Origin of the sequence: Nocardia farcinica (assembly GCF_001182745.1) — a bacterium.
Lineage (GTDB): Bacteria > Actinomycetota > Actinomycetes > Mycobacteriales > Mycobacteriaceae > Nocardia > Nocardia farcinica.
Map to the genome: position 1 here is coordinate 2,127,472 of NZ_LN868939.1, position 21,212 is coordinate 2,148,683.

Annotated in this window: 18 protein-coding genes, 1 tRNA gene, 1 pseudogene and 2 CRISPR repeat arrays; of the genes and pseudogenes, 13 read left to right on the plus strand and 7 right to left on the minus strand. The window is 68.1% G+C overall.

From position 1 onward, the window contains the following. The first annotated feature begins 15 nt into the window (after positions 1–15). Positions 16–312 carry a hypothetical protein gene (locus AMO33_RS26550; RefSeq protein WP_011211000.1) on the plus strand — a complete coding sequence of 99 codons (297 nt, stop codon included), beginning with the start codon at positions 16–18 and terminating at the stop codon, positions 310–312. Positions 313–330: 18 nt separating this feature from the next. Here the strand turns inward: AMO33_RS26550 and AMO33_RS26555 are convergent, their stop codons facing one another. Both AMO33_RS26555 and AMO33_RS26560 read right to left on the minus strand, forming a co-directional pair. Next, positions 331–1,266 carry a threonine/serine dehydratase gene (locus AMO33_RS26555; protein WP_082668816.1) on the minus strand — a complete coding sequence of 312 codons (936 nt, stop codon included), beginning with the start codon at positions 1,264–1,266 and terminating at the stop codon, positions 331–333. 12 nt (positions 1,267–1,278) lie between these two features. Then, positions 1,279–1,752, minus strand: coding sequence for a YiiD C-terminal domain-containing protein (locus AMO33_RS26560; RefSeq protein WP_011210998.1), 474 nt, complete (start codon positions 1,750–1,752; stop codon positions 1,279–1,281). A 208-nt stretch (positions 1,753–1,960) separates the two neighbouring features. On the opposite strand from AMO33_RS26560, the gene AMO33_RS26565 reads away from it, so the two are divergent. Further along, entirely contained in the window at positions 1,961–2,614 is a 654-nt protein-coding gene (locus tag AMO33_RS26565) for a helix-turn-helix transcriptional regulator (protein ID WP_240327326.1), read from the plus strand. Between the two features lie 18 nt (positions 2,615–2,632). Here the strand turns inward: AMO33_RS26565 and AMO33_RS26570 are convergent, their stop codons facing one another. From AMO33_RS26570 to AMO33_RS26580, 3 genes are all read right to left on the minus strand, one after another. Beyond that, positions 2,633–3,025 (minus strand): VOC family protein, encoded by a 393-nt coding sequence (locus AMO33_RS26570; RefSeq protein WP_060594678.1) that lies wholly within the window; start codon positions 3,023–3,025, stop codon positions 2,633–2,635. A 50-nt stretch (positions 3,026–3,075) separates the two neighbouring features. After that, the gene (locus AMO33_RS26575) at positions 3,076–3,489 is read right to left on the minus strand and encodes an arsenate reductase ArsC (protein ID WP_060594679.1); all 414 of its coding nucleotides are present in this window, start codon (positions 3,487–3,489) and stop codon (positions 3,076–3,078) included. A gap of 180 nt (positions 3,490–3,669) precedes the next feature. Continuing rightward, a complete protein-coding gene (locus tag AMO33_RS26580) occupies positions 3,670–4,581 on the minus strand; it encodes an oxygenase MpaB family protein (RefSeq protein ID WP_060594680.1) in 912 nt (303 codons plus the stop codon). A gap of 124 nt (positions 4,582–4,705) precedes the next feature. Here AMO33_RS26580 and AMO33_RS26585 point away from each other — a divergent pair, with 124 nt between their 5' ends. Then, a complete protein-coding gene (locus AMO33_RS26585) occupies positions 4,706–5,452 on the plus strand; it encodes an SIR2 family NAD-dependent protein deacylase (protein WP_060594681.1) in 747 nt (248 codons plus the stop codon). A 22-nt stretch (positions 5,453–5,474) separates the two neighbouring features. Here the strand turns inward: AMO33_RS26585 and AMO33_RS26590 are convergent, their stop codons facing one another. Together AMO33_RS26590 and AMO33_RS26595 are read right to left on the minus strand one after the other, a co-directional pair. After that, the gene (locus tag AMO33_RS26590) at positions 5,475–6,773 is read right to left on the minus strand and encodes a D-arabinono-1,4-lactone oxidase (RefSeq protein ID WP_060594682.1); all 1,299 of its coding nucleotides are present in this window, start codon (positions 6,771–6,773) and stop codon (positions 5,475–5,477) included. A gap of 54 nt (positions 6,774–6,827) precedes the next feature. Further along, positions 6,828–7,511 carry a TetR/AcrR family transcriptional regulator gene (locus AMO33_RS26595; RefSeq protein WP_011210991.1) on the minus strand — a complete coding sequence of 228 codons (684 nt, stop codon included), beginning with the start codon at positions 7,509–7,511 and terminating at the stop codon, positions 6,828–6,830. Between the two features lie 166 nt (positions 7,512–7,677). Between AMO33_RS26595 and crcB the strand changes: the two genes are divergently transcribed. From crcB to AMO33_RS26645, 10 genes and pseudogenes are all read left to right on the plus strand, one after another. Then, entirely contained in the window at positions 7,678–8,100 is a 423-nt protein-coding gene (crcB, locus tag AMO33_RS26600) for a fluoride efflux transporter CrcB (protein ID WP_060594683.1), read from the plus strand. Positions 8,101–8,185: 85 nt separating this feature from the next. After that, on the plus strand, positions 8,186–8,548 hold the full coding sequence (locus tag AMO33_RS26605; RefSeq protein WP_041560351.1) for a fluoride efflux transporter FluC: 363 nt from the start codon (positions 8,186–8,188) through the stop codon (positions 8,546–8,548). Between the two features lie 47 nt (positions 8,549–8,595). Continuing rightward, positions 8,596–10,232: pseudogene (gene pgm / locus AMO33_RS26610) on the plus strand (phosphoglucomutase (alpha-D-glucose-1,6-bisphosphate-dependent)). Further along, positions 10,229–11,515, plus strand: coding sequence for an MFS transporter (locus AMO33_RS26615; RefSeq protein WP_060594684.1), 1,287 nt, complete (start codon positions 10,229–10,231; stop codon positions 11,513–11,515). Before pgm ends, AMO33_RS26615 begins: the two are co-directional and overlap by 4 nt. A gap of 34 nt (positions 11,516–11,549) precedes the next feature. Then, on the plus strand, positions 11,550–12,290 hold the full coding sequence (locus AMO33_RS26620; protein ID WP_082668817.1) for a DsbA family protein: 741 nt from the start codon (positions 11,550–11,552) through the stop codon (positions 12,288–12,290). A gap of 140 nt (positions 12,291–12,430) precedes the next feature. Beyond that, a tRNA-Ala gene (locus AMO33_RS26625) sits at positions 12,431–12,503 on the plus strand. 337 nt (positions 12,504–12,840) lie between these two features. Beyond that, a CRISPR array of direct repeats spans positions 12,841–13,235; the repeat unit is 29 nt; unit sequence GTGCTCCCCGCGCATGCGGGGATGAGCCC. 219 nt (positions 13,236–13,454) lie between these two features. Next, a complete protein-coding gene (locus AMO33_RS26630) occupies positions 13,455–14,252 on the plus strand; it encodes a CPBP family intramembrane glutamic endopeptidase (RefSeq protein ID WP_060594685.1) in 798 nt (265 codons plus the stop codon). Between the two features lie 687 nt (positions 14,253–14,939). After that, positions 14,940–15,334: a CRISPR direct-repeat array (repeat unit 29 nt; unit sequence GTGCTCCCCGCGCACGTGGGGATGAGCCC). Between the two features lie 406 nt (positions 15,335–15,740). Continuing rightward, complete coding sequence (locus AMO33_RS26635) at positions 15,741–17,207, plus strand: DUF3375 domain-containing protein (RefSeq protein ID WP_060594686.1); 1,467 nt, start codon at positions 15,741–15,743, stop codon at positions 17,205–17,207. Positions 17,208–17,273: 66 nt separating this feature from the next. Then, positions 17,274–17,819 (plus strand): DUF4194 domain-containing protein, encoded by a 546-nt coding sequence (locus AMO33_RS26640; RefSeq protein ID WP_060595168.1) that lies wholly within the window; start codon positions 17,274–17,276, stop codon positions 17,817–17,819. Then, positions 17,819–21,211 (plus strand): ATP-binding protein, encoded by a 3,393-nt coding sequence (locus tag AMO33_RS26645; RefSeq protein WP_060594687.1) that lies wholly within the window; start codon positions 17,819–17,821, stop codon positions 21,209–21,211. The genes AMO33_RS26640 and AMO33_RS26645 overlap by 1 nt, the downstream gene beginning before the upstream one ends. The last annotated feature ends 1 nt before the right edge of the window (position 21,212 follow it).

Genomic DNA, 21,212 nt, shown 5'->3' on the forward strand with positions numbered 1-21,212 from the left:
AAGAGGGGTACGGCTGTGAGCACGGTTCTCTCTGCGGCACAAGACTTCTACGGCACGGTTCTGGCCCAGGTCGGCAACCCGACCCCCGAGGCGCCGCCGATGTCGGACAAGATCCTGCAGATGACCCGCTATTTCACCTGGTTCGTGCTGCTCTCGGGCATCGCGGCCATCACCTTCGCCGGTGGCCGCTTCGCGTGGGAGAAGTGGAGCGGCGGCGCGTTGCAGTCACCGAAGATGGTGGCGGGCGCGATGCTCGGCGGTGCGGTCGCCACCAGCGCGGGCACCATCATGAACGCGGTCATGGGCGGCTGAAACCGCCCGCGCGATCCGTCAGCCCAGATCGGCCGGGTCGGTGTTGGCCCCGCACAACACGACACAGACGCGTTCGCCCGGCGCGGGCCGGTAGGCGCCCGATTCCAGGGCCGCGAGCGCGGTCGCGGCGGCATGCTCGACCGCGAGACGCCGTTCGGCCCACAGCCCGCGCCGCGCCGCGACGATCTGCTCGTCGGGCACCAGCACCGACACCGTGTCGGCCTGCCGGGCGGCGGCCAGCGCCAGCTCGGTGACCCGCCGGGCGCCCAGCGCGTCGGCGGCGATCGAGTTCACCTCCACGTCCACCGGTTCGCCCGCGGCCAGCGCGGCGTCGAGGGCGCGGCAGCGCTCGGGCTCCACCGCCACCGTCCGCACCCCGAGCTGCGCGGCCGCGGTGGCGATGCCGGCGAACAGCCCACCGCCGCCGACGGCGAGCACCACCGTGTCCAGTTTCGGTATCGCCTGGTGGATTTCGGTGAGCAGCGTGCCGGCGCCGGCCGCGATCAGCGGATCGTCGTAGGCGTGGGACATCAGCGCGCCGGAGTCGGCGGCGAAGTCACGGCAGGCCGCCAGCGCGTCGGCGTATTCCGCGCCGACCAGCCGCACCTCGGCGCCGTAGCCGCGCAGCCGCTCCACCTTCACCGTGGGCGCGGTGCGCGGCAGGAACACCGTCGCGGGCACGCCCCGGCTGCCCGCCGCCCACGCGCAGGCCAGTCCGGCGTTCCCGCCCGAGGCGATGGTCACCCCGGCGGCGGGCATGGTGCCCGCGAGCCGGTGGGCCTCCACGAAATTCTGCGCGCCGCGCGCCTTGAACGAGCCGGTGTGCTGGAGGAACTCCAGCGCCAGCCAGCACTCACCCGGCGGTTCGGCCGGGGCGACGGTGACCGGACGGATCAGCCCGGCGATCCGTTCGGCGGCGGCGTCGACGTCGATAACGGTCGGTTCGATCGGCACCCGCCGATTCTGTCACCGGCCGTGCGCGCGCAATTGATAGAGCCCCTTGGTGACCGCCACCGTCTTGCCGTCGGTGTCGGTGACGACCGCCTCCAGCGTGAAATCGGCCTTGCCGTTGGCCGCGGCGTCGGCCTCGATGCGGGCGATCTCCTCCTCGGTCAACGAGGCCTCCGCGCGCAGATCCGACTTCGCCATCCCCACGAACGCGATCTCGAAGCCCTTGACCAGCGGGTAGTAGGCGGAGCTGTCGAAGGTGACCAGCGCGATCGCACCGCCCAGGATCTCCGCGACGGTGAACTGCACGCCCGCGTAGATCACGCCGAAGTGGTTGCCGTTGCCTGCCAACGGCACGGTGGCGGCGGCGAATCCGCGCCGCGCCTCGACCGCCTTGATGCCCATCTTGGCCGCGATCGGGATCGTGTACTCGAGGGCGCCGTTGATGACGTCGGCGAACGCGGGGGCGTCCTCGGTGCTGCTGTCGGTCATCGTGGAGTCCTTTCGATGGCGCGGTCCGCCTCACCCGGGGCGCGCGTCCCCGACAAGCCGGTCCCGCTCACGGTGCGGGCGGGCGACCTCAGATTAGGGAACCGGTCGCCCGGTCGGCAATCGCGGCGCGGTCGCCGCCGCTAGGCTCGGTCTCGCGGCCGACACCGCGGGTGCGTATCGCGAGCGACCGTCCCGGCTGGACGGGGCGGTGCTGTGGACGCGCACGGTCGGGTCGGGGGAGTCCGCGCCCGTGCTGCCCGACGGCTGCATCGACCTGCTGTGGCGGGAGGGGACGGTGATGGTCGCCGGTCCCGACACCGGGCCGCACCACTCCGACAGCCCGCCCGGCACCCGGTTCGCCGGACTGCGCTTCTTCCCCGGCAGTGCGCCCGCGCTGCTCGGCGTGCCCGCCGACGAACTCCGGGACCGCCGTGTCGACCTCGTCGACCTGTGGCCCGCCGCCCGGGTGCGCGCCCTGGCGGCCGCCGTGCACGCGGCCCCCGACCCGGCCTGCGGCCTCGAAGCGCTCGCCCTGCGGCTGGCCGCCGACAGCGCCCCGCCCGATCCGCTGCTGCGTGCCGTCGTCGCCACGCTCGCGACGGGTGCCACGGTGGCCGAGACCGCCGACACGGTCGGCCTCGGCCCTCGCGCCCTGCACCGCCGCAGCCTGTCCGCCTTCGGCTACGGGCCCAAGACCCTCGCCCGCATCCTCCGCATGCACCGTGCACTGTCGGCGGCGCGGCGCGGAATGCCCTTGGCGCAGGCGGCCTTCCACGCGGGCTACGCCGACCAGGCCCATTTCTCCCGGGAGGTCACCCAGTTGGCCGGTGTGCCGCCCGCCGTCCTGCTCGGCATCCGGTAGCGGGCCGGCCGATCGCGCTCAGGGCAGTGGCGCGTAGAGGTCGACGCCGTTCCCGTCGGGGTCGTTCACCACGGCGTAGCGCTGGCCCCACACGGCGTCCCAAGGCTTCAGCTCGCCCGCGTATCCGGCCGCGGTCAGCTCGGCATACAGCGCGTCGACCGCGGCCGGGTCGGCGCAGCGGAAGGCGAGGCCGATGCGGCCGCCCCCGCGGGTGGGCTGCCAGTCGGGGTGGAAGGAGCGGATGGTGTCCTCGGTGTCCAAGGCCAGCCGCATACCGCCCGCCAGGGTGGCCTCCACGTGCGGCTGGTCCTCGGATCCGGCGGGGAACTCGAGGCCGAGCCTGCGGTAGAAGGCCAGGGATGCGGCCATGTCCGAGGTGATGATGCCGATGACGTCCAACTGTGCGCTCATACCGTCACCGTAGGGGTGAGGGCGGCCGCCGGTCTTGAACGAATCGGACGTCAGGGGGTGTGCGCGGGCACGAGTTCGCCGATGAGGTTCTCCACCAGGATGCGGATGCGGTCACGGATGGTGCGCACCACCTCGATGGACTCGCTGCACGGGTCGGGCAGCACCCAGTCGCGGTAGCTGATGCCGGGAAAGAACGGGCAGGCGTCGCCGCAGCCCATGGTGACCACCACGTCGGAGACGCCGACGGCCTCGTCGGTGAGGGGGCGTGGCGCGCGGCCGGAGATGTCGATCCCGACCTCGCGCATGGCGGCCACGACGGTCGGGTGCAGGGCCTCGGCGGGCGCGCTGCCCGCCGAGTTGGCGTCGATGCGGTCACCGGCGAGGGCTTCGAGGAACCCGGCGGCCATCTGCGAGCGGCCGGCGTCGTGCACGCAGACGAACAGCACACGGGGCTTGTGGGCCATCGATACGCCTTTCGGTGGGGCGGGTGGTGCGTAGCCGGACGCGTCCGCGCGGTGGACGCGGACGTGTCGCGGCGCGTGCCCGCCGAGCGGCTCGGGGGCGAAACGCTGTCGTAGCGTACGGGATACAACGAAAACCGCCGCGACCGAACGGCCGCGGCGGTTTCCGGCGATCGATACCGCTCAGATCGGACGCTTCTGGATCACGGTCCGCAGCCGCGCGCGGTCCCGCTCGAGCTTGCGCGCCTCGTAGGCGATCGGGAAGTACCGCACCCGCTCCGGCAGCAGTGGCACCAGCCGGGCGATGAACCAACCGAGCACCCGCAGCTTGCGTTCGTCGGACTCGGTCCAGGTCAGCCCCAGCTTGCGGCGGGCGGGCTCGGGTGTGGTGCCGACGGTGACGAAGTACTGCATCCGCCCGATCGGGTCCACCAGCACCTTCCACAGCGGCCACAGGAACCGGGGCAGCTGCTTGGGCGGGGCGACCGATCGGATGGTGCGCAGGTAGTCGCGCGCGGTGCCGGTGGCCTGCAGGTGGTTCTCGACCACGTCGTCGAAGAACTTCTCGAACTCCGCGTAGTTGGCGGGGATCTCCTTGGGCGCCACCGAGAAGTTGCGCATCAGCTGCAGCGACTCCTCGTAGTACTCCTGCTTCTCGGCCTCGGTGAGCGGGCGGCGGCTGAAGTACTTGGCGTTCTTGGTGAACGCGAAGGTGCCGGTGTGCAGCACCCAGGCCCACGGGAACGAGGCCAGCGCCTTGTGCTTGAAGCCCGAGGCGTCGGTGGTGTTGAGCGAGGCGTGCATGCTGCGCAGCCGGTCGGCCTCGGCCACGCCCTCCTCGCCGCCGTAGACCCACATCATCACCGAGGACAGGCTGCGCACGGCCCGGCCCATCGGGTCGGTCCGGAAGGTCGAGTGCTCGTCGACGACGGCCGAGATGGTCGGCTCCATGGTCTGCAGCAGGAAGGCCGAGCCCGCGGTCAGGGAGAAGGTGATCAGGCCGGTCTCGTCCCACATGCGGGTGCCGGGCTGGAACGGACGGCGGGGTGGCAGCGCGGGCCTGGGGGCGGTCTCGACTGCGGTGGACGCGGTCATCACGATCTCCTTTGATCGACCGGGTGTCAGGACGATGAGATAATTAGCATAGCAATCTCTCATCCTCTTGGCTTCCCCGAACGTGTCCGCCCACACCCCGGCCACGCCCACCTAGGCTGGCGGCATGACCAGGCAATGGCGCACCCGCTCGGGCCGGATCGGTGTCCTCACCGGCGCGGGCATCTCCACCGACTCCGGCATCCCGGATTTCCGCGGCCCCCGCGGGGTGTGGACCGAGGACCCCATCGCCGAACTGATGTCGACCTACGACCAGTACCTGTCCGACCCGGACCTGCGCAGGCGCTCCTGGCTGGCCCGCCGCGCCAACCCCGCCTGGCAGGCCGAACCGAACGCCGGGCACCTCGCGCTGGTCGACCTCGAGCGGGCGGGCCGGGCGGTCACGATCATCACCCAGAACGTCGACCGGCTGCATCAGCGCGCCGGCTCCTCGCCCCAGCGGGTCGTCGAGATCCACGGCAACATGTTCGAGGTCGTCTGCGTCGGCTGCGACTACGAGACCGGCATGGCCGACGTGCTCGCCCGCGTCGAGGCGGGCGAGCCCGATCCGGCCTGCCCGGAGTGCGGCGGCATCCTCAAGGCCGCCACCATCATGTTCGGCCAGCAACTCGATCAGCGCACCATGACCAAGGCCGCGCTGACCGCCCAGACCAGCGACATCTTCCTGGCGATCGGCACCTCGTTGCAGGTGGAGCCGGCCGCCTCGATGTGCGCGCTCGCCGTCGACGCAGGCGCCGACCTGGTCATCGTCAACGCCGAACCCACCCCCTACGACAGCATCGCCACCGAGGTCGTCCACGAGCCGATCGGCACCGCCCTGCCCCGGCTGGTGAAGGAGATCCTCGACGCCTGAACGGTGGTCGCCGGATGCCCGGTCACGACGGGATCGGTCCGAGCACGCGCGTCAGATACTCGTTCGCGAACAGCCCTTCGGGGTCGAACCGCCTGCGCACCTGGGCGAATCGATCCCAGTGCGGGTAGCGCTCGCGCAGCGTGTCGGCGGTCTGGAAGTGCCGCTTGCCCCAGTGCGGGCGGCCCTGGTACCGGTCGAACACCGCCTCGCACGCGCGGAAGAACGGCTCCCACGCCATGCCCCGGTACTGGTGCACCGCGATGTAGCAGGTCGCCCGGTCGCCCGCGGGGGAGAGCAGCGCGTCGTCCGGCGCCACCCAGCGCACCTCGATCGGCATCGGCGTGTCGAAACGGGCGGCGATCTCCTTGATCGCGCGGATCGCCTCGGCCGAATGTTCGCGCGGGATGGCGTATTCCATCTCGGTGAAGCGGATCAGCCTGGGCGAGGCGAACACCCGGTAGGAGCGATCGACCTGGCGACGGTAGCTGCCGGCGTAGGCGGCGGCCCGGTGGATCCACGGGATGGTGCGCGGCTGCGCGCGGCCGAGCCGGCACAGCGCGTCGAAGGTGTAGTTGCTCAACACGATGTCGGCCAGCCAGTCGACCGCCTTCGCGCGCGGCTGCTCGGGCAGGTCGACCCGGTTGTTGCGCTTGGTCATCGCCAGCGGGCTGTGCCCGAACATGTAGAACTCGAAGTGCTCGTTGCCGTCGACATAGGAGTCCAGCTCGGCGAGCACCTCGTCGACCGGCACCGGCCGCTCGATGCCCTCGAGCACGAACGAGGGCACCAGCTGCAGCGTCACCGCGGTCACCACGCCGAGCGCGCCGATGCTCACCCGTGCCGCCCGCCACGCCTCGGCGTCGTTCTCGGCACTGACCTCCACCCGGGTGCCGTCGGCGCGCACCAGCTCGATCGAGTGCAGCGCCGCGGAGATGTTCTGCAGGGTGGCGCCGGTGCCATGGGTGCCGGTGGCGGTGGCGCCCGCGATGGTCTGCACGTCGATGTCGCCCAGGTTCGGGAAGGCCAGGCCGGCCGCGTGGGCGGTCGTGCTGATCGCGTTGAGGGTGGCGCCCGCCTCCACCCGCACCAACCCGGTGCGGGCGTCGAGTTTCAGCACGCGGTCCATCCCGGACAGGTCGAGCAGCAGTCCGTCGGTGAGCACGGCGTCGGTGAAGGAATGGCCCGCTCCCGCCACGCGCACGGTCCGGCCACGCGCGGCGGCGTCGGCGAGGAGTTCGGCCACCTCGTCAGGGTTGCGCGGAGCGGCGACCCGCGCCGGCGCGCAGTGCTGATCGCCTGCCCAGTTCACCCAATTGGTCATGTGTCCAACTGTAGGGGATGGGTGTGACGCCCGCTACCCCGGGCGTACCCTCGGCTATCGCCGACGGCCGACGCAGGAGTGGTCCTTGGCCCGCTCGATCTCGTCCTCGGTCATCGCCCGCACGGTCAGCGGCATCCGCGGCGCCGCGCCCGCGCGCACGCCGTTCAGCGCGATGGCCGCATATCGTTGCCACACCTCGGGATTGGCCGGCTTGGCGAAATCGGCGATGGCATCGATCATGTGCACCAGCGCGAAGAAGTCGGACGCCTCGATCTCCGGTTGCAGCATTCCGGCCGCCCGCGCGCGGTCGACCACGGCCGCGATGGTCGGCTTGATCCGGTCGCGGAACTGGGTGAAATGGTCCGGGTCGTCGTGCAGTTCCAGCATCACTTCACTGAACCCGCGGTTGTCGGCCAGGTGCCGGCACGCGTACTCGAAGAACTCCACCAGCCCCAGCCACGGGTCCTCGTGGGCGGCCGCCTGCTCGGCCGCGACGGCGAAATCGCGCATGTTCTGCTCGAACACCTCGGCGATGAGTTCGCGCTTGTTCGCGAACCGCCGGTACACCGTGCCCACGCCGACGCCCGCCCGCTCGGCGACGTCGTCCAGGGTGATCTCGAGCCCGTGATCGGCGAACAACTCGCGCGCGGCCGCCACGATCCGTTGCTGGTTGCGCGCTGCGTCGGCACGCAGACGCCGGGGTGGAGAGGGTGCCGCGGCCTGTTTCACGCGTCCCATGCTAGCAACGGCGGGGCTTAACCGGAGGCGTTCTCTCCGGTCCGATTCGGTGCGACAGCCGGGCCCGGACGGTTGTGCCGAAGGTTTGCCGGACCGTTCCGGACGGCCCGGAAAGCGGCCGATACGATGACCCGGGCAGTGGGTAGGCGCGGGAGGAGAACAGCAGATGAGCGCACCTGCGCGGGTACCGCCGCTCGATCCCGCGGTGCTGCTCGCGATCTCGCTCGGCGGCGGCCTCGGCGCCCTGCTGCGCTACCTGATCTCGACCTGGTGGCCCACACCGCCGGGGCACGTGCCGTGGGCGACCTTCGTGGTGAACGTCACCGGATGTTTCGCCATCGGCGTCCTGATGGTTCTGGTGACCGAGGCGTGGGTAACCCATCGACTGCTGCGCCCCTTCGCCGGCGTCGGTTTGCTGGGTGGTTTCACCACCTTTTCGACCTACGGCCTCGAGATTCGTACACTGCTCGAATCCGGTGCGGTGCTCGAAGCGCTCGGCTACCTCGCGGGCACGGTCCTGGCCGCGCTCGCCGGGGTGGTGCTCGGCACGGGTGCGGCGCGGTGGGCAACGGGCGCGGCACGACGGTGACCCGGGCACACCGCCCGCGGTGGTTCGACGACGGCACGACGGAAGGGGGTCGGATGACCGGCCGACGGTCCGCGGAGGTGCGCGGGTGAACATCGCGCTCGTCCTACTGGGCGGCATGCTCGGTGCACCGGTCAGGTACCTGATCGACCGCGCCGTCACCGCACGGATCGATTCCCCGCTGCCCCTGGGCACTTTGACCGTTAACATTGTCGGTTCGGCGGTGCTGGGCGGTCTGATCGGCGCGAGCGCGAACGGGTGGCTGCTCACCGCGGCGGGCACCGGATTCTGCGGCGCGCTGACGACCTTCAGCACGTTCGGTTACGAGACCATCCGGCTGGTCACCGACGGCGCCTACGGATACGCGCTGGGCAACGTCGTGATCAGCGTGGCGGCCAGTGTGGGCGCGGTGTACGCCGCCGTGTCCCTGACGAACTGGGTGACGCCATGATCCTGATGACGAGCCGGGCGCAGCCGACCTGGAAGGGAGACCCGAGCATGGCCCACGATCGAGCCGGGCGTCCCGCGCGCGCGAGCGACCTGGACGACATCGCGCACCTGGTGACCGCCTACTTCAGCCGCGTGCCCGATCCGCAGGATCCGGCACAGCGAGTGGTGTTCGGCACCTCGGGACACCGCGGGTCCAGCCTGGACTGCGCGTTCAACGAAGCCCACATCCTCGCCATCACCCAGGCGATCGTGGAATACCGTGCCACGCGCGGCATCACGGGCCCGGTCTACCTGGCCCGCGACACCCACGCGCTGTCCGAGCCCGCCTGGACCACCGCCCTCGAGGTGCTGGCGGGCAACGGCGTCACCGCGATGATCGACGCCCGCGACCGCTACACCCCCACCCCGGCGCTGAGCCACGCCGTGCTGCGGCACAACCGCGGCGGCACCAAGCACCAGGCCGACGGCATCGTGGTGACCCCCTCGCACAACCCGCCCCGCGACGGCGGCTTCAAATACAACCCCCCGCACGGTGGTCCGGCCGACACCGGCGTCACCGACGCCATCGCCGCCCGCGCCAACGAACTGCTGGCCGACGGGCTGACAGGGGTGCGTCGCGCCACCTACCAGCAGGCACTGGCCACCGGCGTCGAACGCTACGACTACCTCGACCACTACATCGCCGACCTGCCGAATGTGCTGAACCTGGACGCGATTCGCGGCGCGGGCATCCGGCTCGGCGCCGACCCGATGGGCGGCGCCAGCGTCGACTACTGGGAGGAGATCGGCCAGCGCTACGACCTCGAGCTCGAGGTCGTCAACCCGTTCGTCGACCCCACCTGGCGTTTCATGACCCTCGACAGCGACGGCAAGATCCGCATGGATCCCTCCTCTCGCTACGCCATGGCCGGGCTCGTCGCGATCAAGGACGACTACGACATCTCCACCGGCAACGACGCCGACGCCGACCGGCACGGCATCGTCACCCCCGACGGCGGCCTGATGAACCCCAACCACTTCCTGGCCGTCGCCATCGAATACCTGGTCGCCAACCGGATGGGCTGGGACGCGCTGACCAAGATCGGCAAGACCGTCGTCACCTCGTCGATGGTGGACCGGGTGGTGAGCGTGCTCGGCCGCCAGGTGCACGAGGTGCCGGTCGGCTTCAAATGGTTCGTGCCCGGATTGTTCAGCGGCAGTCTCGCTTTCGGCGGCGAGGAGAGCGCGGGCGCGTCGTTCCTGCGCATGGACGGCACCGTGTGGACCACCGACAAGGACGGCATCCTGCTGGCCCTGCTGGCCGCCGAGATCGCCGCCGTCACCGGCCAGACCCCCTCGGCCCGCTACGGCGAACTCGAGCGCCGGTACGGCAGCCCCGCCTACGCCCGCATCGACGCACCGGCCGGCGCGGAACAGAAGAAGCTGCTTTCGCAGTTGACACCGGACATGATCACCAGCGAAGAGATCGCCGGCGAGCCGATCACCGCCGTGCTCACCCGCGCCCCGGCAACGGCGCGCCCCTGGGCGGGTTGAAGGTGACCACCGAGAACGCCTGGTTCGCGGCCCGGCCCTCCGGCACCGAGGACAAGTACAAGATCTACGCCGAGTCGTTCCAGGGCCCCGAGCACCTCGCCCAGGTCCAGGCCGCCGCCGAGGAGATGGTGGGCAAGGCGCTCCAGCCGTGAGCGGCTGTACCAGGTCGGGCGGCCGCGGGCTGCCCGGCGAGATCAAGGTACTGGTCGGCGCGGCGTTCGTCATCGCGCTCGGCTTCGGCCTCGTCGCGCCCGTGCTGCCGCAGTTCGCGCGCAGCTTCGGCGTCGGCATGGCGGCCGCGTCGGCCATCGTCAGCGCCTTCGCGCTCATGCGGCTGCTGTTCGCGCCGTTCAGCGGGCAGCTGGTGCAGAAGCTGGGGGAGCGCTGGGTCTACCTCGGCGGCCTGCTGATCGTCGCGATCTCCACCGGCGCCAGCGCGTTCTCCCAGACCTACTGGCAGCTGCTGGTGCTGCGCTCGCTCGGCGGCATCGGCTCCACCATGTTCACGGTGTCGTCGCTGGCGCTGGTGATCCGGCTCTCGCCGGTCGAGCAGCGCGGCCGGGTGTCGGGACTGTGGTCGACCAGCTTCCTGATCGGCTCGGTCAGCGGCCCGCTCGTCGGCGGCGCACTGGCCGGACTCGGCCTGCGCGCCCCCTTCCTCATCTATGCCGCCGCCCTGCTGGTGGCCTCCGGCATCGTCTACGTGAGCCTGCGCCATTCGCAGCCCATCGCCGCCGAGAGCGGCGGCGACCTGCCCGTGCTCACCTTCCGGCAGGGCCTGGCAAAACCCGCCTACCCCGCGCTGCTGTGGACACACTTCGCCAACGGCGCGGCCGTGTTCGGCGTGCGGATGGCGTTCGTGCCGCTCATCGTGGTCGAGGTGCTGGCCCAGCCGCCCGGCATGGCGGGCGTGGCGCTCACCGCGTTCGCCGCGGGCAACGTGGCCGTGCTGTTCGCGTCCGGCCGCTTGTCGGACCGATTCGGCCGCCGCCCGTTCCTCATCGCCGGTGCCCTGGTGTGCGGCGTCGGCACCGTCGCGATCGGCTTCGCCCCCGACCTGATCTGGCTGCTGGCCGCCTCCGTGGTGGCGGGCCTCGGTTCCGGCATGCTCACCCCCAGCGAGCAGGCGGCCCTGGCCGACATCATCGGCGCGAAGGCCCGCGGCGGCCCCATGCTGGCCGGCTTCCAGATGTCCGCCGACCTCGGCACCGTGCTCGGCCCCGTCCTCATCGGCGCCGTCGTCGAGGCCACCTCCTACGGCGTCGGCCTGTCCATCACCGGGTCCCTGCTGTTCGTCGCCGCCGCCATCTGGCTGTTCGTCCCCGAGACCCTCGCCCGCCCGGCCACCCGCACCGAACCACCGGCCGTCCCCGACGACGACGCCGAATATCAGCTGGCTCACCGCGCCGCCGAGGACGACACCGACCGTCGCTGACCGCAGGCCCCAGCACTCGAGGCAGAGTAGGGGCGTGAGCGAACCGCGCCCGAACTACACCCCGCGCCCGATGTCGAACACCACGACCTTCGCCCTCGGCGGCGTGGCCCTCGCCGTCATCGTGCTGATCGTCTTCCTGGTGTTCCGCTGGGGCAAGGACGAGGAGGCCGCCATCCGCAACGACGGCTACGGCTCCGTCCACGACCCCGCCGTGCCGGTGTCCCTCGCCCCCGACGGCCTCATCACCCTCGGCAAGCCCGACGCCCGCGTCACCCTCGACGTGTTCGAAGACCCCCTGTGCCCCGCCTGCCGCACCCTCGAGCGCATCTACGGCCAGGAGATCGCCCAGCAGATCGACGCGGGCACCCTCGCCGTCCGCTACCACTTCGTCGCCTTCCTCGACCCCAAGTCCGGCAGCGGCGACTACTCCACCCGCGCCATCGCCGCCCTCCAGTGCGTCGCCGACACCGGCGACGGCCCCCTGTACGCCCGCTTCCACGACCGCCTCCTGGTGACCGACCAACCCACCGAAGGCGGCGACGACCACAGCAACAACGAACTCGCCGACCTCGCCCGCGCCACCGGCGCCCCGCAGCAGGCTGTTGATTGCATCAACACCGGCGCGAAAACCCCCGCCGCCACCGCCGCCGCCACATCGGCCATCGCCGACCTCAACGCCCGCCTCGACGACCGCGCCGCCACCCCCTCCGTCTTCCACGGCGACCGCAAACTCGACCCCAACACCGAAGACTGGGTGATCCAGCTCACCAAATGACCTGATCCCGGGCCGCCCAGCCCCCTCGAGCGCCGCCCACGTCGCCCGATGTTCAGCCCGTTGTCCAGGCGATTTGGTTGCGGACACGCCGGTGGTGTAACTTTCATCAGGCGCGAGGGAAACCGAGCGCGACCCACCAAGGGGCTATGGCGCAGCTGGTAGCGCACCACACTGGCAGTGTGGGGGTCAGGGGTTCGAGTCCCCTTAGCTCCACTTTTTCTTTCTGAAAGCGCGTCCGAATGGGCGCGCTTTTTGTTTATTTTTCGTGGGCCTTCTTCACCCCGACGACGTGCCCGTCGTCACGGCGGACGGGATGCCGGAACACCGGCGCCGCCTGGCCCTGGGCTCATCTGAATGTCACCATGCATGTCGCTCGCTAAGGTGTGGGGCACCGTTTGGGCAGGGAGCGGAGGCCCTGGTTCACCAGCTTCGATGAAGCGGGCTGATCGCGATCGGCCGACGCGACGGTGCGTTTGTTGGGGAGGTGAGGAACCGACTGAAAGTGAATGAAAAAAGCGGACGTTGGCTGAGGAACTGCAGGTCAGGAAGTGTGCTCCCCGCGCATGCGGGGATGAGCCCCCGCGAAGCCTTCGCCGAGGCCGAAGGAATCCGTGCTCCCCGCGCATGCGGGGATGAGCCCGGGACCGACGTGGCGCGTGCCGAGGAATTCGAGTGCTCCCCGCGCATGCGGGGATGAGCCCCCCATGACCCCCACCGAGGTCGACGCCGCGTGGTGCTCCCCGCGCATGCGGGGATGAGCCCGGCAGGGCGAAGCGGGCGATGCCCGCCGACAGGTGCTCCCCGCGCATGCGGGGATGAGCCCTACGAGAGCAAGGGGATCGGCCTGGTCCTCATGTGCTCCCCGCGCATGCGGGGATGAGCCCGGCGGATTCGGGGTGCGCTGATGCATCCGCTGGTGCTCCCCGCCCATGCGGGAATGAGCCCGGTCGACGTGGCGTGGCCCACGGCTCCCGCAGAGGAGGTGTTCGGCTGCGTCGTCTGCGTGTGCGCCGCCCACTGACATGTGTGGGTTTCGGTAGTAACCGCCGAAAACCAACGGATATGGCGTAGAAGCTGGTCGGCGCCGGTTCGTGTCCGGGGCCGAGGAGCGCGGTGAGCTTTCAATCAAGCGTCCACGGTTCCTGGAGGGTTAGCCTTTCCTGCATGAGCACGCCCGACACCGCACTATCAGCCGCAGCGGCCGGTCGCCGCCGCTTGTCCTTGGGTATGTTCGCGCTGGCCGTGATCGTGTATCTGGCGATCATCCAGCTCGGTGGTCTGTTGATGACCGCGTTGACCGGTGAGGACGATTTCCTGTCCACGCGCGCGGTGTTCTACGGCATGATCATCCCCCTCGGTATCGCCTTGGTATTCACCTACGGGTTGATTGCCTATCTGGGATGGCTCCACCCGGTCTTGCATGATGATCGCTCGGTCCGGTCGTGGGTGCGGGTGGTACCGATCGTGTTCCTGGTTGCGATCGTCTTCGGCATCAACTACAGCGCCCTGTCGGAGAAGGGGCTGCTGTACACACTGGTGCTGCTGATCGCAACCCAGTTCGTCGGCTGGGGCGAGGAGGGCATGTTCCGCGGGATCGGTGTGGTGGTGCTGCGTGATCACGGGCTCAGCGAGGGCAGGGTCGCGTTGTGGTCGAGCATCGTGTTCGGTGCGGTCCATCTGACCAATGGCCTCACTCACGGCGCGAACGCGATCGGGCAGGCGATCATGGTCAGCCTGGCTGGCTACTTCTTCTACCTGATTCGGCGGGTCAGCCGCAGCAACACCGTCAATTCGGTGCTGCACGGCCTATTCGACTTCACCCTGCTGACCGGCACGTCGGTCCTGGTGGATCAGAGCTTCTATCCCGGCGCGCTGCTGGCGATCCTGCTGTATCCGGTGCTGGCGATCGTGCTGCTGGTCAAGCGCCACAGCATCGAGCCCGCCACGGCGACCACGCCCTGAACTTCGCGGCGTAGATCGTCGGCTTAGCTCCCTATTCCTCGAGCGCCAAGCATCGACGCCGACGCCATGCCGGCCGCCCTGTCGATCGCGGTCCCCGCTTCGAGCTGACTGTTCCGTGGACTCACTTCTCCTGCAACCGCGCCCACCTGCCCTTGTTCCGATACGTTCCGATCGGTCCGGTTGGCGCGTGGAGAAGCCGCCACAAGGCCACTTCTTCGCCTGTTCTACCGGTGCGGTATCGACATCATCCGCGAACCAGTCGTCCTGCTGAAGTCGAACTTATTGAAGCCGCCCTCGACGCCTTGGCCAGCGTCGGGCTCGGCGACATGAGCGGCATCGAAAGGCGTGCCATCGAGCGCGTCTTCTGATGGAGTGGGAGGGGATTCGAAGCCTTGGCACGCTACCGGCAGGGCTGTCCGGTCGCCGGGCTGCGTCCAGAGTCCGGGCAAGAAGCGGCGCAGTTCGGCTCCATGTCTTCCATTCCTTTCTGGTCCGGTTGGGCCGCCACCGTGTGCTCGGCCACATTAGGGTAGTGGCGACGTTCGGGAGGGGGCCTTGCGCGTCGAGTCAATGGCACCGTGTGTCTGGCTGTCGACCGGTGCGATGGTGAATGTCAGGGAGGTGAGGAGCTGGCTGAAAGTGAATGAAAACTGTGGACTCGTGCTGAGGAACTGCAGGTCAGGAAGTGTGCTCCCCGCGCACGTGGGGATGAGCCCGAGCCGCTGCTGACCGAGGAGCACCTGGCCGGGTGCTCCCCGCGCACGTGGGGATGAGCCCTCTTCGACCTCCCGATCAAAAGCCCTCCACCAGTGCTCCCCGCGCACGCGGGGATGAGCCCTGATCCGGGCGATCCTCGACGCCCTCACCGGCGTGCTCCCCGCGCACGCGGGGATGAGCCCTGAGCCGCGATACCTATCGAGCTACGTAGCCAGTGCTCCCCGCGCACGCGGGAATGAGCCCGAGAGTTACTGATCGGGATGACTTGAGGGTGGGTGCTCCCCGCGCACGCGGGGATGAGCCCCGGCCACGGCGTCGCGTGTGGACCGGCGGCTCCTGCTCCCCGCGCACGCGGGAATTAGCCCGAGAAGCTGATCGTCGCCGACCTCTTCACGCTGTGCTCCCCGCGCATGCTGCGTCGCGGCCGAGCGGGCGATGCAGTTGCCGATGGTCTCGAACAGCATCGGTAATCCGCGCGACCGGCCGCGACCCGGAGCCCGGTCATCAGGTGGGGGTCTTGCCGGTGCCGCGTGGGTCGCGAGAGTTCAAGTCCTTGGCGTGGGACGAAGGCACTTGGTCAACATGGGTCTATGGGCTTCCGTGGCGGTTCGGAGAGGCCGCCGGAGGCCGCGGAGTGACATGCCGTGCGGCGCCACGGATCAGGTTGAGCCGCAAGGGCAAGTCCGCACTACCGAGATCGGCCCCTTTCCGCCGCGTCAGTGGATAGCATTGTCCACGTTGCCGATGAGTCCGAGCGAACCTGAGATATCAATGGATTTCGACGAGATCGACTTCCTGCGTCGCAGCGATCCCGCATGGCGGCTGTTGCGGGCTGACCACGCGCCCCTGGTCCTCAGTTTCTTGCGGAAGGTCTTCGTCGTGGACAACGTCCGGGCGATTTCGGCCACCGAGCTGGCCGGCCGTCTCGACGATGAGCTCTACGCACTCAACGAACAGCATGGCGAGGCAACGTATCCCAAGGCTGCGAAGGCATACCTCGACGATTGGGCGGCGCCCGCGAACGGTTGGCTTCGGAAGTACTACCCCGCGGGCTCAGACGAGGCGCACTTCGATGCGACTCCTGCCGTGGAAAAGGCGCTGACCTGGCTCGAGTCTCTCCGCGTTCGTTCGTTCGTTGGTACCGAGTCCCGCTTGAACACCGTATTCGAGCTGCTGCGCCAGATGGCTTACGGTGCGGAAACCGATCCCGATGTCCGGCTGGCCGAGTTGTACCGGCGGCGGAGTGCGATCGACGCGGAGATCACCCAGGTCGCGGCCGGCCGCTTCGCTGTGCTCGATGATTCGGCTCAGCGCGACCGCTATCAGCAGTTCGCCGCGACCGCGCGAGAGCTGTTGGCCGACTTCCGTGAGGTCGAGGCCAACTTCCGGGGACTGGATCGGTCGCTTCGTGCACGCATCGCCGGGTGGGCTGGAAGCAGGGGGCAGCTGCTCGATGAGGTGGTTGGCAATCGCGCCGCTATCACCGACTCGGATCAAGGGCGCAGCTTCCAAGCGTTCTACGACTTCCTTCTTTCGCATGAGCGGCAAACCGAACTCACCGAACTACTCGAGAAAGTCCAGTCGCTGGACGCGGTGGGCGAGACGGACCCGCGAATGCGCCACATCCACTACGACTGGCTCGACGCGGCCGAACGCACTCAGGCGACTGTGCGGTTGTTGTCGGAGCAGCTGCGCCGGTTCCTGGACGACCAGGTGTGGCTGGAGAACCGTCGGGTGATGGACATTCTGCACAGCATCGAGTCGTCCGCTCTCGCGCTCCGCGAGCGGCCCATTCCGGCGCTCACCTGCGAACTCGACGGCACCGCGCCGGTAATCGGACTGCCGATGGAACGGCCTCTCTACACCCCGAAGGAGAAGGTTTCGTTGGACAGTGCGGGTATCGCTGAGGCGGACGAGAACGTCGATGCGTCGGCGCTGTTCGAGCAGGTGTTTGTGGACCGTGAGCTGTTGTGTGGCGTGGTGCGCGGTGAGCTGCGCGAACGTGCCCAGGTCGGACTGCGTGAGGTATTGGGGCGTCGTCCATTGGAGCAGGGCATGGCCGAGCTGATCGCCTACCTCTCGCTCGACGACCCCGCTTTCCAGATCGTTTTCGACGAGGCGACGCGGGAGCAGGTGCGCTGGATAGACGACGGCGGCGCGGAGCGGGTGGCGACGATACCGCGGGTGACATTCATTCGGCCCTCGCACGGCGACCGTGCTGTCAGTGGACATCTTTAGCATGGCGGGGTGTCCACTTCTCTGCGTCGCGACGAGCTCGACCTGCCGTTGGTCATCACGCACCTGATGAAGGGGGTGGTCTACGCGGACAGTCACGAGAAGGTTTGGCGGAATCTGTTGCCGTTGCAGCCTCAGGTGCGCGACTACGTGGGGGTGATGGGCCTGACCGTCGTTGTCGACGAGACCGAGGGGTATGCCTTCCTGCGGTCGAAGCCGGAGGCCGACGACGACGGGAAGCTGCCCCGCCTGATTCCGCGGCGTGCTCTGTCGTTTCACGTGAGTCTGATGCTGGCCCTGCTGCGGAAGAAGCTCGCGGAGTTCGACGCCTCCGGTGCCGACACCCGGCTGATCCTCACCCGGGATCAGCTCGTGGAGATGGTGCGGATGTTCCTGCCCGAGAGCAGCAATGAAGCACGGCTGGTCGATCAGATCGACACATTGCTCGGCAAGGTCATCGATCTCGGCTTCTTGCGGCGGATCGCCGGTCAGGACGCCGCCTACGAGGTGCGGCGCATCCTCAAGGCGTTCGTGGACGGGCAGTGGCTGGCCGAATTCGACCAGCGGCTCGGCGAGTACATCGAGCAACTCGATGACGTGGAGGGGGCGCACTGATGAACGGTCTGTTCAGCGCGGTCGGTCTCGACTCCGAGGAGTCCGGCCTCGCCGGGTACCGGCTGGAGCGGTTGGAGGTCTACAACTGGGGGACTTTCGACCAACGGGTGTGGCATTTCCGTCCTGAGGGGCGCAACTGCCTGCTGACCGGCGATATCGGCTCCGGAAAGTCGACCATTGTCGATGCGATCACGACATTGCTGCTACCCGCGCACCGTATTTCCTACAACAAGGCAGCGGGGGCCGACGCGAAGGAGCGGGATCTCCGCTCGTATGTACTCGGCTACTACAAGTCGGAGCGGAACGAGGCGACCGGAGCGTCCCGGCCTGTCGGGTTGCGAGATCGCCGGTCGTTTACGGTTGTCCTCGCAACCTTCACCAACGTCGGCTACGACTCGACGGTGACGCTGGCCCAGGTGTTCTGGTTCCGTGACACCTCTGTCGGTCAGCCGGACCGGTTCTATGTGACAGCGGATCGGAGCTTGACGATCGCGGAGGATTTCGCCGAGTTCGGTGGGGACATCGGCACACTTAAGCGTCGGCTGCGTAAGCAGGAGGCTCGCGTCCACGACCATTTTCCGTCCTATAGCAAGGACTTCTGCCGACGGCTCGGAATCGAGTCCGAGCAGGCAATGGAGTTGTTCCATCAGACGGTGTCGATGAAATCGGTGGGCAACCTGAACGACTTCGTCCGTTCCCACATGCTGGAGCCGTTCGACGCCGCGGACTGGACCGGTCGGCTCGTCCACCATTTCGAAGACCTGACCAAGGCACATGAAGCGGTGCTCAAAGCACGCACACAGCTCACCATGCTCGAACCCCTGCTCGCCGAGTGCGACAGCTACGACGAGCTCGACGCGCGGATCGCCGCAGGCAAGGCCGAACGGGAAGCACTCCGGTTCTACTGTGCCGATCGCAAGGTGACGCTTCTCGTCAACCGGCTTTCGAGCCTCGATGTCGAGCTCGGTCAGCAGGAGGCGGCCGGCGCCGACGCGGAGGCCGAGCTGAAACGGCTGCGCCGAAAGGAACGGAATCTGGAACTCGAGCGAGCGGGCTGCGGGGGTGATCGAATCAGACAGCTCGAAGCCGAGATCGTCTCCGAGGAGGCCGAACGCGCCCGGCGACGGAAACGACACGACCACTATCAGTCGCTGCTGGTGGCCGCCGAGCTGCCCGCAGTCGTGGACGCGGCACAGTTCGCCGCCCGGCGTCACGCTGTCTGCGAAAGGCAGAGCGGACTCGACCAGGAAAAGGCCGAGCTGCAGAACCGACTCACCGATCTTGCTGTCACGCGTCGCACGCTCGACGACGAAGCCAGGGAGATCAACACTGAACTGCTGAGCTTGCAGCAGCGGCGCAGCAACATTCCTAAGAGCAGCCTGGACATGCGCGAACAACTTTGTGCTGCAACGGGAGTGGATTCCGCCGCGCTGCCGTTCGCCGGCGAGCTCATCCGGATTCGTGCGGACAGCGCCGAATGGGAAGGGGCAGCTGAGCGGCTGCTGCGCAGCTTCGGGCTGTCGATGCTCGTCTCGAGCGAGCACTATGACGTCGTCTCCGAGTGGATCAACGAACGGCATCTCGGCATCAAGCTCGTCTACTACCGAGTGCCGGAACGGCTGAGCCGGACTCCGTCTCCAGCACTGTCGGAAGGGTCGCTATTCAGGAGATTGGAGATCAAGGACTCGCCGTTCTCGGAGTGGCTGGAACGTGAACTGGCACACCGCGCAGACTACGAGTGCGTCCACACCATGGCGGAGTTCCGGCGCGTCGCCAAGGCTGTCACCAGGACCGGGCAGATCAAAGGCGCTCGCGGCAGGCACGAAAAAGACGACATACGCCGGATCGACGACCGCCGCCACTACGTCCTGGGCTGGGACAATCAAGCCAAGATTGACGCCCTGCTCGGCCAGGCGAGCAGATTGCACGATCAAACGCGTGACAACGACGTGCGAAGACAAAAGGTCGACGACGAGCTGACCGCGAAAGTTAGGCTCGGCACCACACTGTCCTTGCTCGAGCAGGTCGACGAGTTCGACGAAATCGACTGGCAGGCGTCGGTCAACCGAATCGCCGAACTCGCCGACGAGAAGACGCAGCTGGAACAGCAGTCTGACGAGTTGCAACGACTGACCTCCGAGCTGGCGACCATCGCTACCCGGATCAAGGAGGTCGAAGCTGTCCAGAAGCAGGCGCAGACGGAGTTCGGAAATCTCGATGGCCAGCGCAGAACCACGGCTGGGCAACTCCGCGACACGAAGGCCACGCTGGATGAACCAGCAGCCGCATCCGCCAAGGCATGGTTTGCTGCTGTGGACACGCGTGTCGGGGACAGGAACCTCGTCACCCCGGACGACTGCGATACCTGCCGCATCGAGGTGAACGACGCGATCACCACCGAAATCGATCGGCTCACCGGCCAGCAGAACAAGGCTGCGGCGCGCGCGGTCGCAAGGATGGGAGACTTCCGTAGGGAGTACCCGTTGGAAACCGTTGAGTTCGACAATTCGGTGCAGTCGGCAGGTGAATACCGGTTGTTGCACAAACGGATATCATCGGACGACCTGCCTCGATTCGAGTCCGAGTTCAAGACCTATTTGAACACCAACACTATTCGCGACATCGCGGGTTTCCATTCTCAGCTGACGAAGCAGGCAGAGCTGATCAAGCGGCGGATCGAAACCATCAACGACTCGCTGGTCGACATCGACTACAACCCCGGACGGTTCATCCGGCTCGAGCCACATCCGACGGTGAATGTCGAGGTCCGTGACTTCCGCAAAGCACTCCGGGAGTGCACCAGTGGATCGTTGAGCGGCGACGATTCCAACCAGTACTCCGAACAGAAGTTCCTCCAGGTAAAGGCACTGATCGAACGGTTCAAGGGGCGGGAGGGGCACACCGAATCCGACCGGCAGTGGACCCGCCGGGTCACCGACGTGCGAAATTGGTTCGCTTTCTCCGCTTCCGAACGGTGGCGCGCCGATGACACCGAGCACGAGAACTACACCGACTCCGGCGGCAAATCCGGTGGCCAGAAGGAGAAACTCGCCTACACGATTCTCGCGGCGTCGCTGGCCTACCAGTTCAAGCTCGATTGGGGGGTGAGCAGGTCGAAGACCTTCCGATTCGTGGTTATCGACGAGGCTTTCGGCCGCGGTTCCGACGAGTCGACCCGGTTTGCGCTCGATCTCTTCCGGCGGTTGGGTCTGCAACTCTTGATCGTGACCCCATTGCAGAAGATCCATGTCATCGAACCCTATGTGTCGGCGGTCGGATTCGTGGACAACAAGACGGGTGACGGCTCGCGGTTGCAGACCTTGACGATCGAGGAGTATCAGCAGCGCCAACTCGCTCACGCTATCGCCACCGCTTCGGACCAGGGTGGCTGAC

Excerpts from the sequence above, each read along its gene's own strand:
- AMO33_RS26560 (WP_011210998.1), bottom strand. The coding sequence starts at position 1,752 with ATGACCGACAGCAGCACCGAGGACGCCCCCGCGTTCGCCGACGTCATC.
- AMO33_RS26570 (WP_060594678.1), bottom strand. The coding sequence starts at position 3,025 with ATGAGCGCACAGTTGGACGTCATCGGCATCATCACCTCGGACATGGCC.
- AMO33_RS26575 (WP_060594679.1), bottom strand. The coding sequence starts at position 3,489 with ATGGCCCACAAGCCCCGTGTGCTGTTCGTCTGCGTGCACGACGCCGGC.
- AMO33_RS26580 (WP_060594680.1), bottom strand. The coding sequence starts at position 4,581 with ATGACCGCGTCCACCGCAGTCGAGACCGCCCCCAGGCCCGCGCTGCCA.
- AMO33_RS26585 (WP_060594681.1), top strand. The coding sequence starts at position 4,706 with ATGACCAGGCAATGGCGCACCCGCTCGGGCCGGATCGGTGTCCTCACC.
- AMO33_RS26590 (WP_060594682.1), bottom strand. The coding sequence starts at position 6,773 with ATGACCAATTGGGTGAACTGGGCAGGCGATCAGCACTGCGCGCCGGCG.
- AMO33_RS26595 (WP_011210991.1), bottom strand. The coding sequence starts at position 7,511 with ATGGGACGCGTGAAACAGGCCGCGGCACCCTCTCCACCCCGGCGTCTG.
- crcB (WP_060594683.1), top strand. The coding sequence starts at position 7,678 with ATGAGCGCACCTGCGCGGGTACCGCCGCTCGATCCCGCGGTGCTGCTC.
- AMO33_RS26630 (WP_060594685.1), top strand. The coding sequence starts at position 13,455 with ATGAGCACGCCCGACACCGCACTATCAGCCGCAGCGGCCGGTCGCCGC.
- AMO33_RS26635 (WP_060594686.1), top strand. The coding sequence starts at position 15,741 with ATGGATTTCGACGAGATCGACTTCCTGCGTCGCAGCGATCCCGCATGG.
- AMO33_RS26640 (WP_060595168.1), top strand. The coding sequence starts at position 17,274 with ATGAAGGGGGTGGTCTACGCGGACAGTCACGAGAAGGTTTGGCGGAAT.
- AMO33_RS26645 (WP_060594687.1), top strand. The coding sequence starts at position 17,819 with ATGAACGGTCTGTTCAGCGCGGTCGGTCTCGACTCCGAGGAGTCCGGC.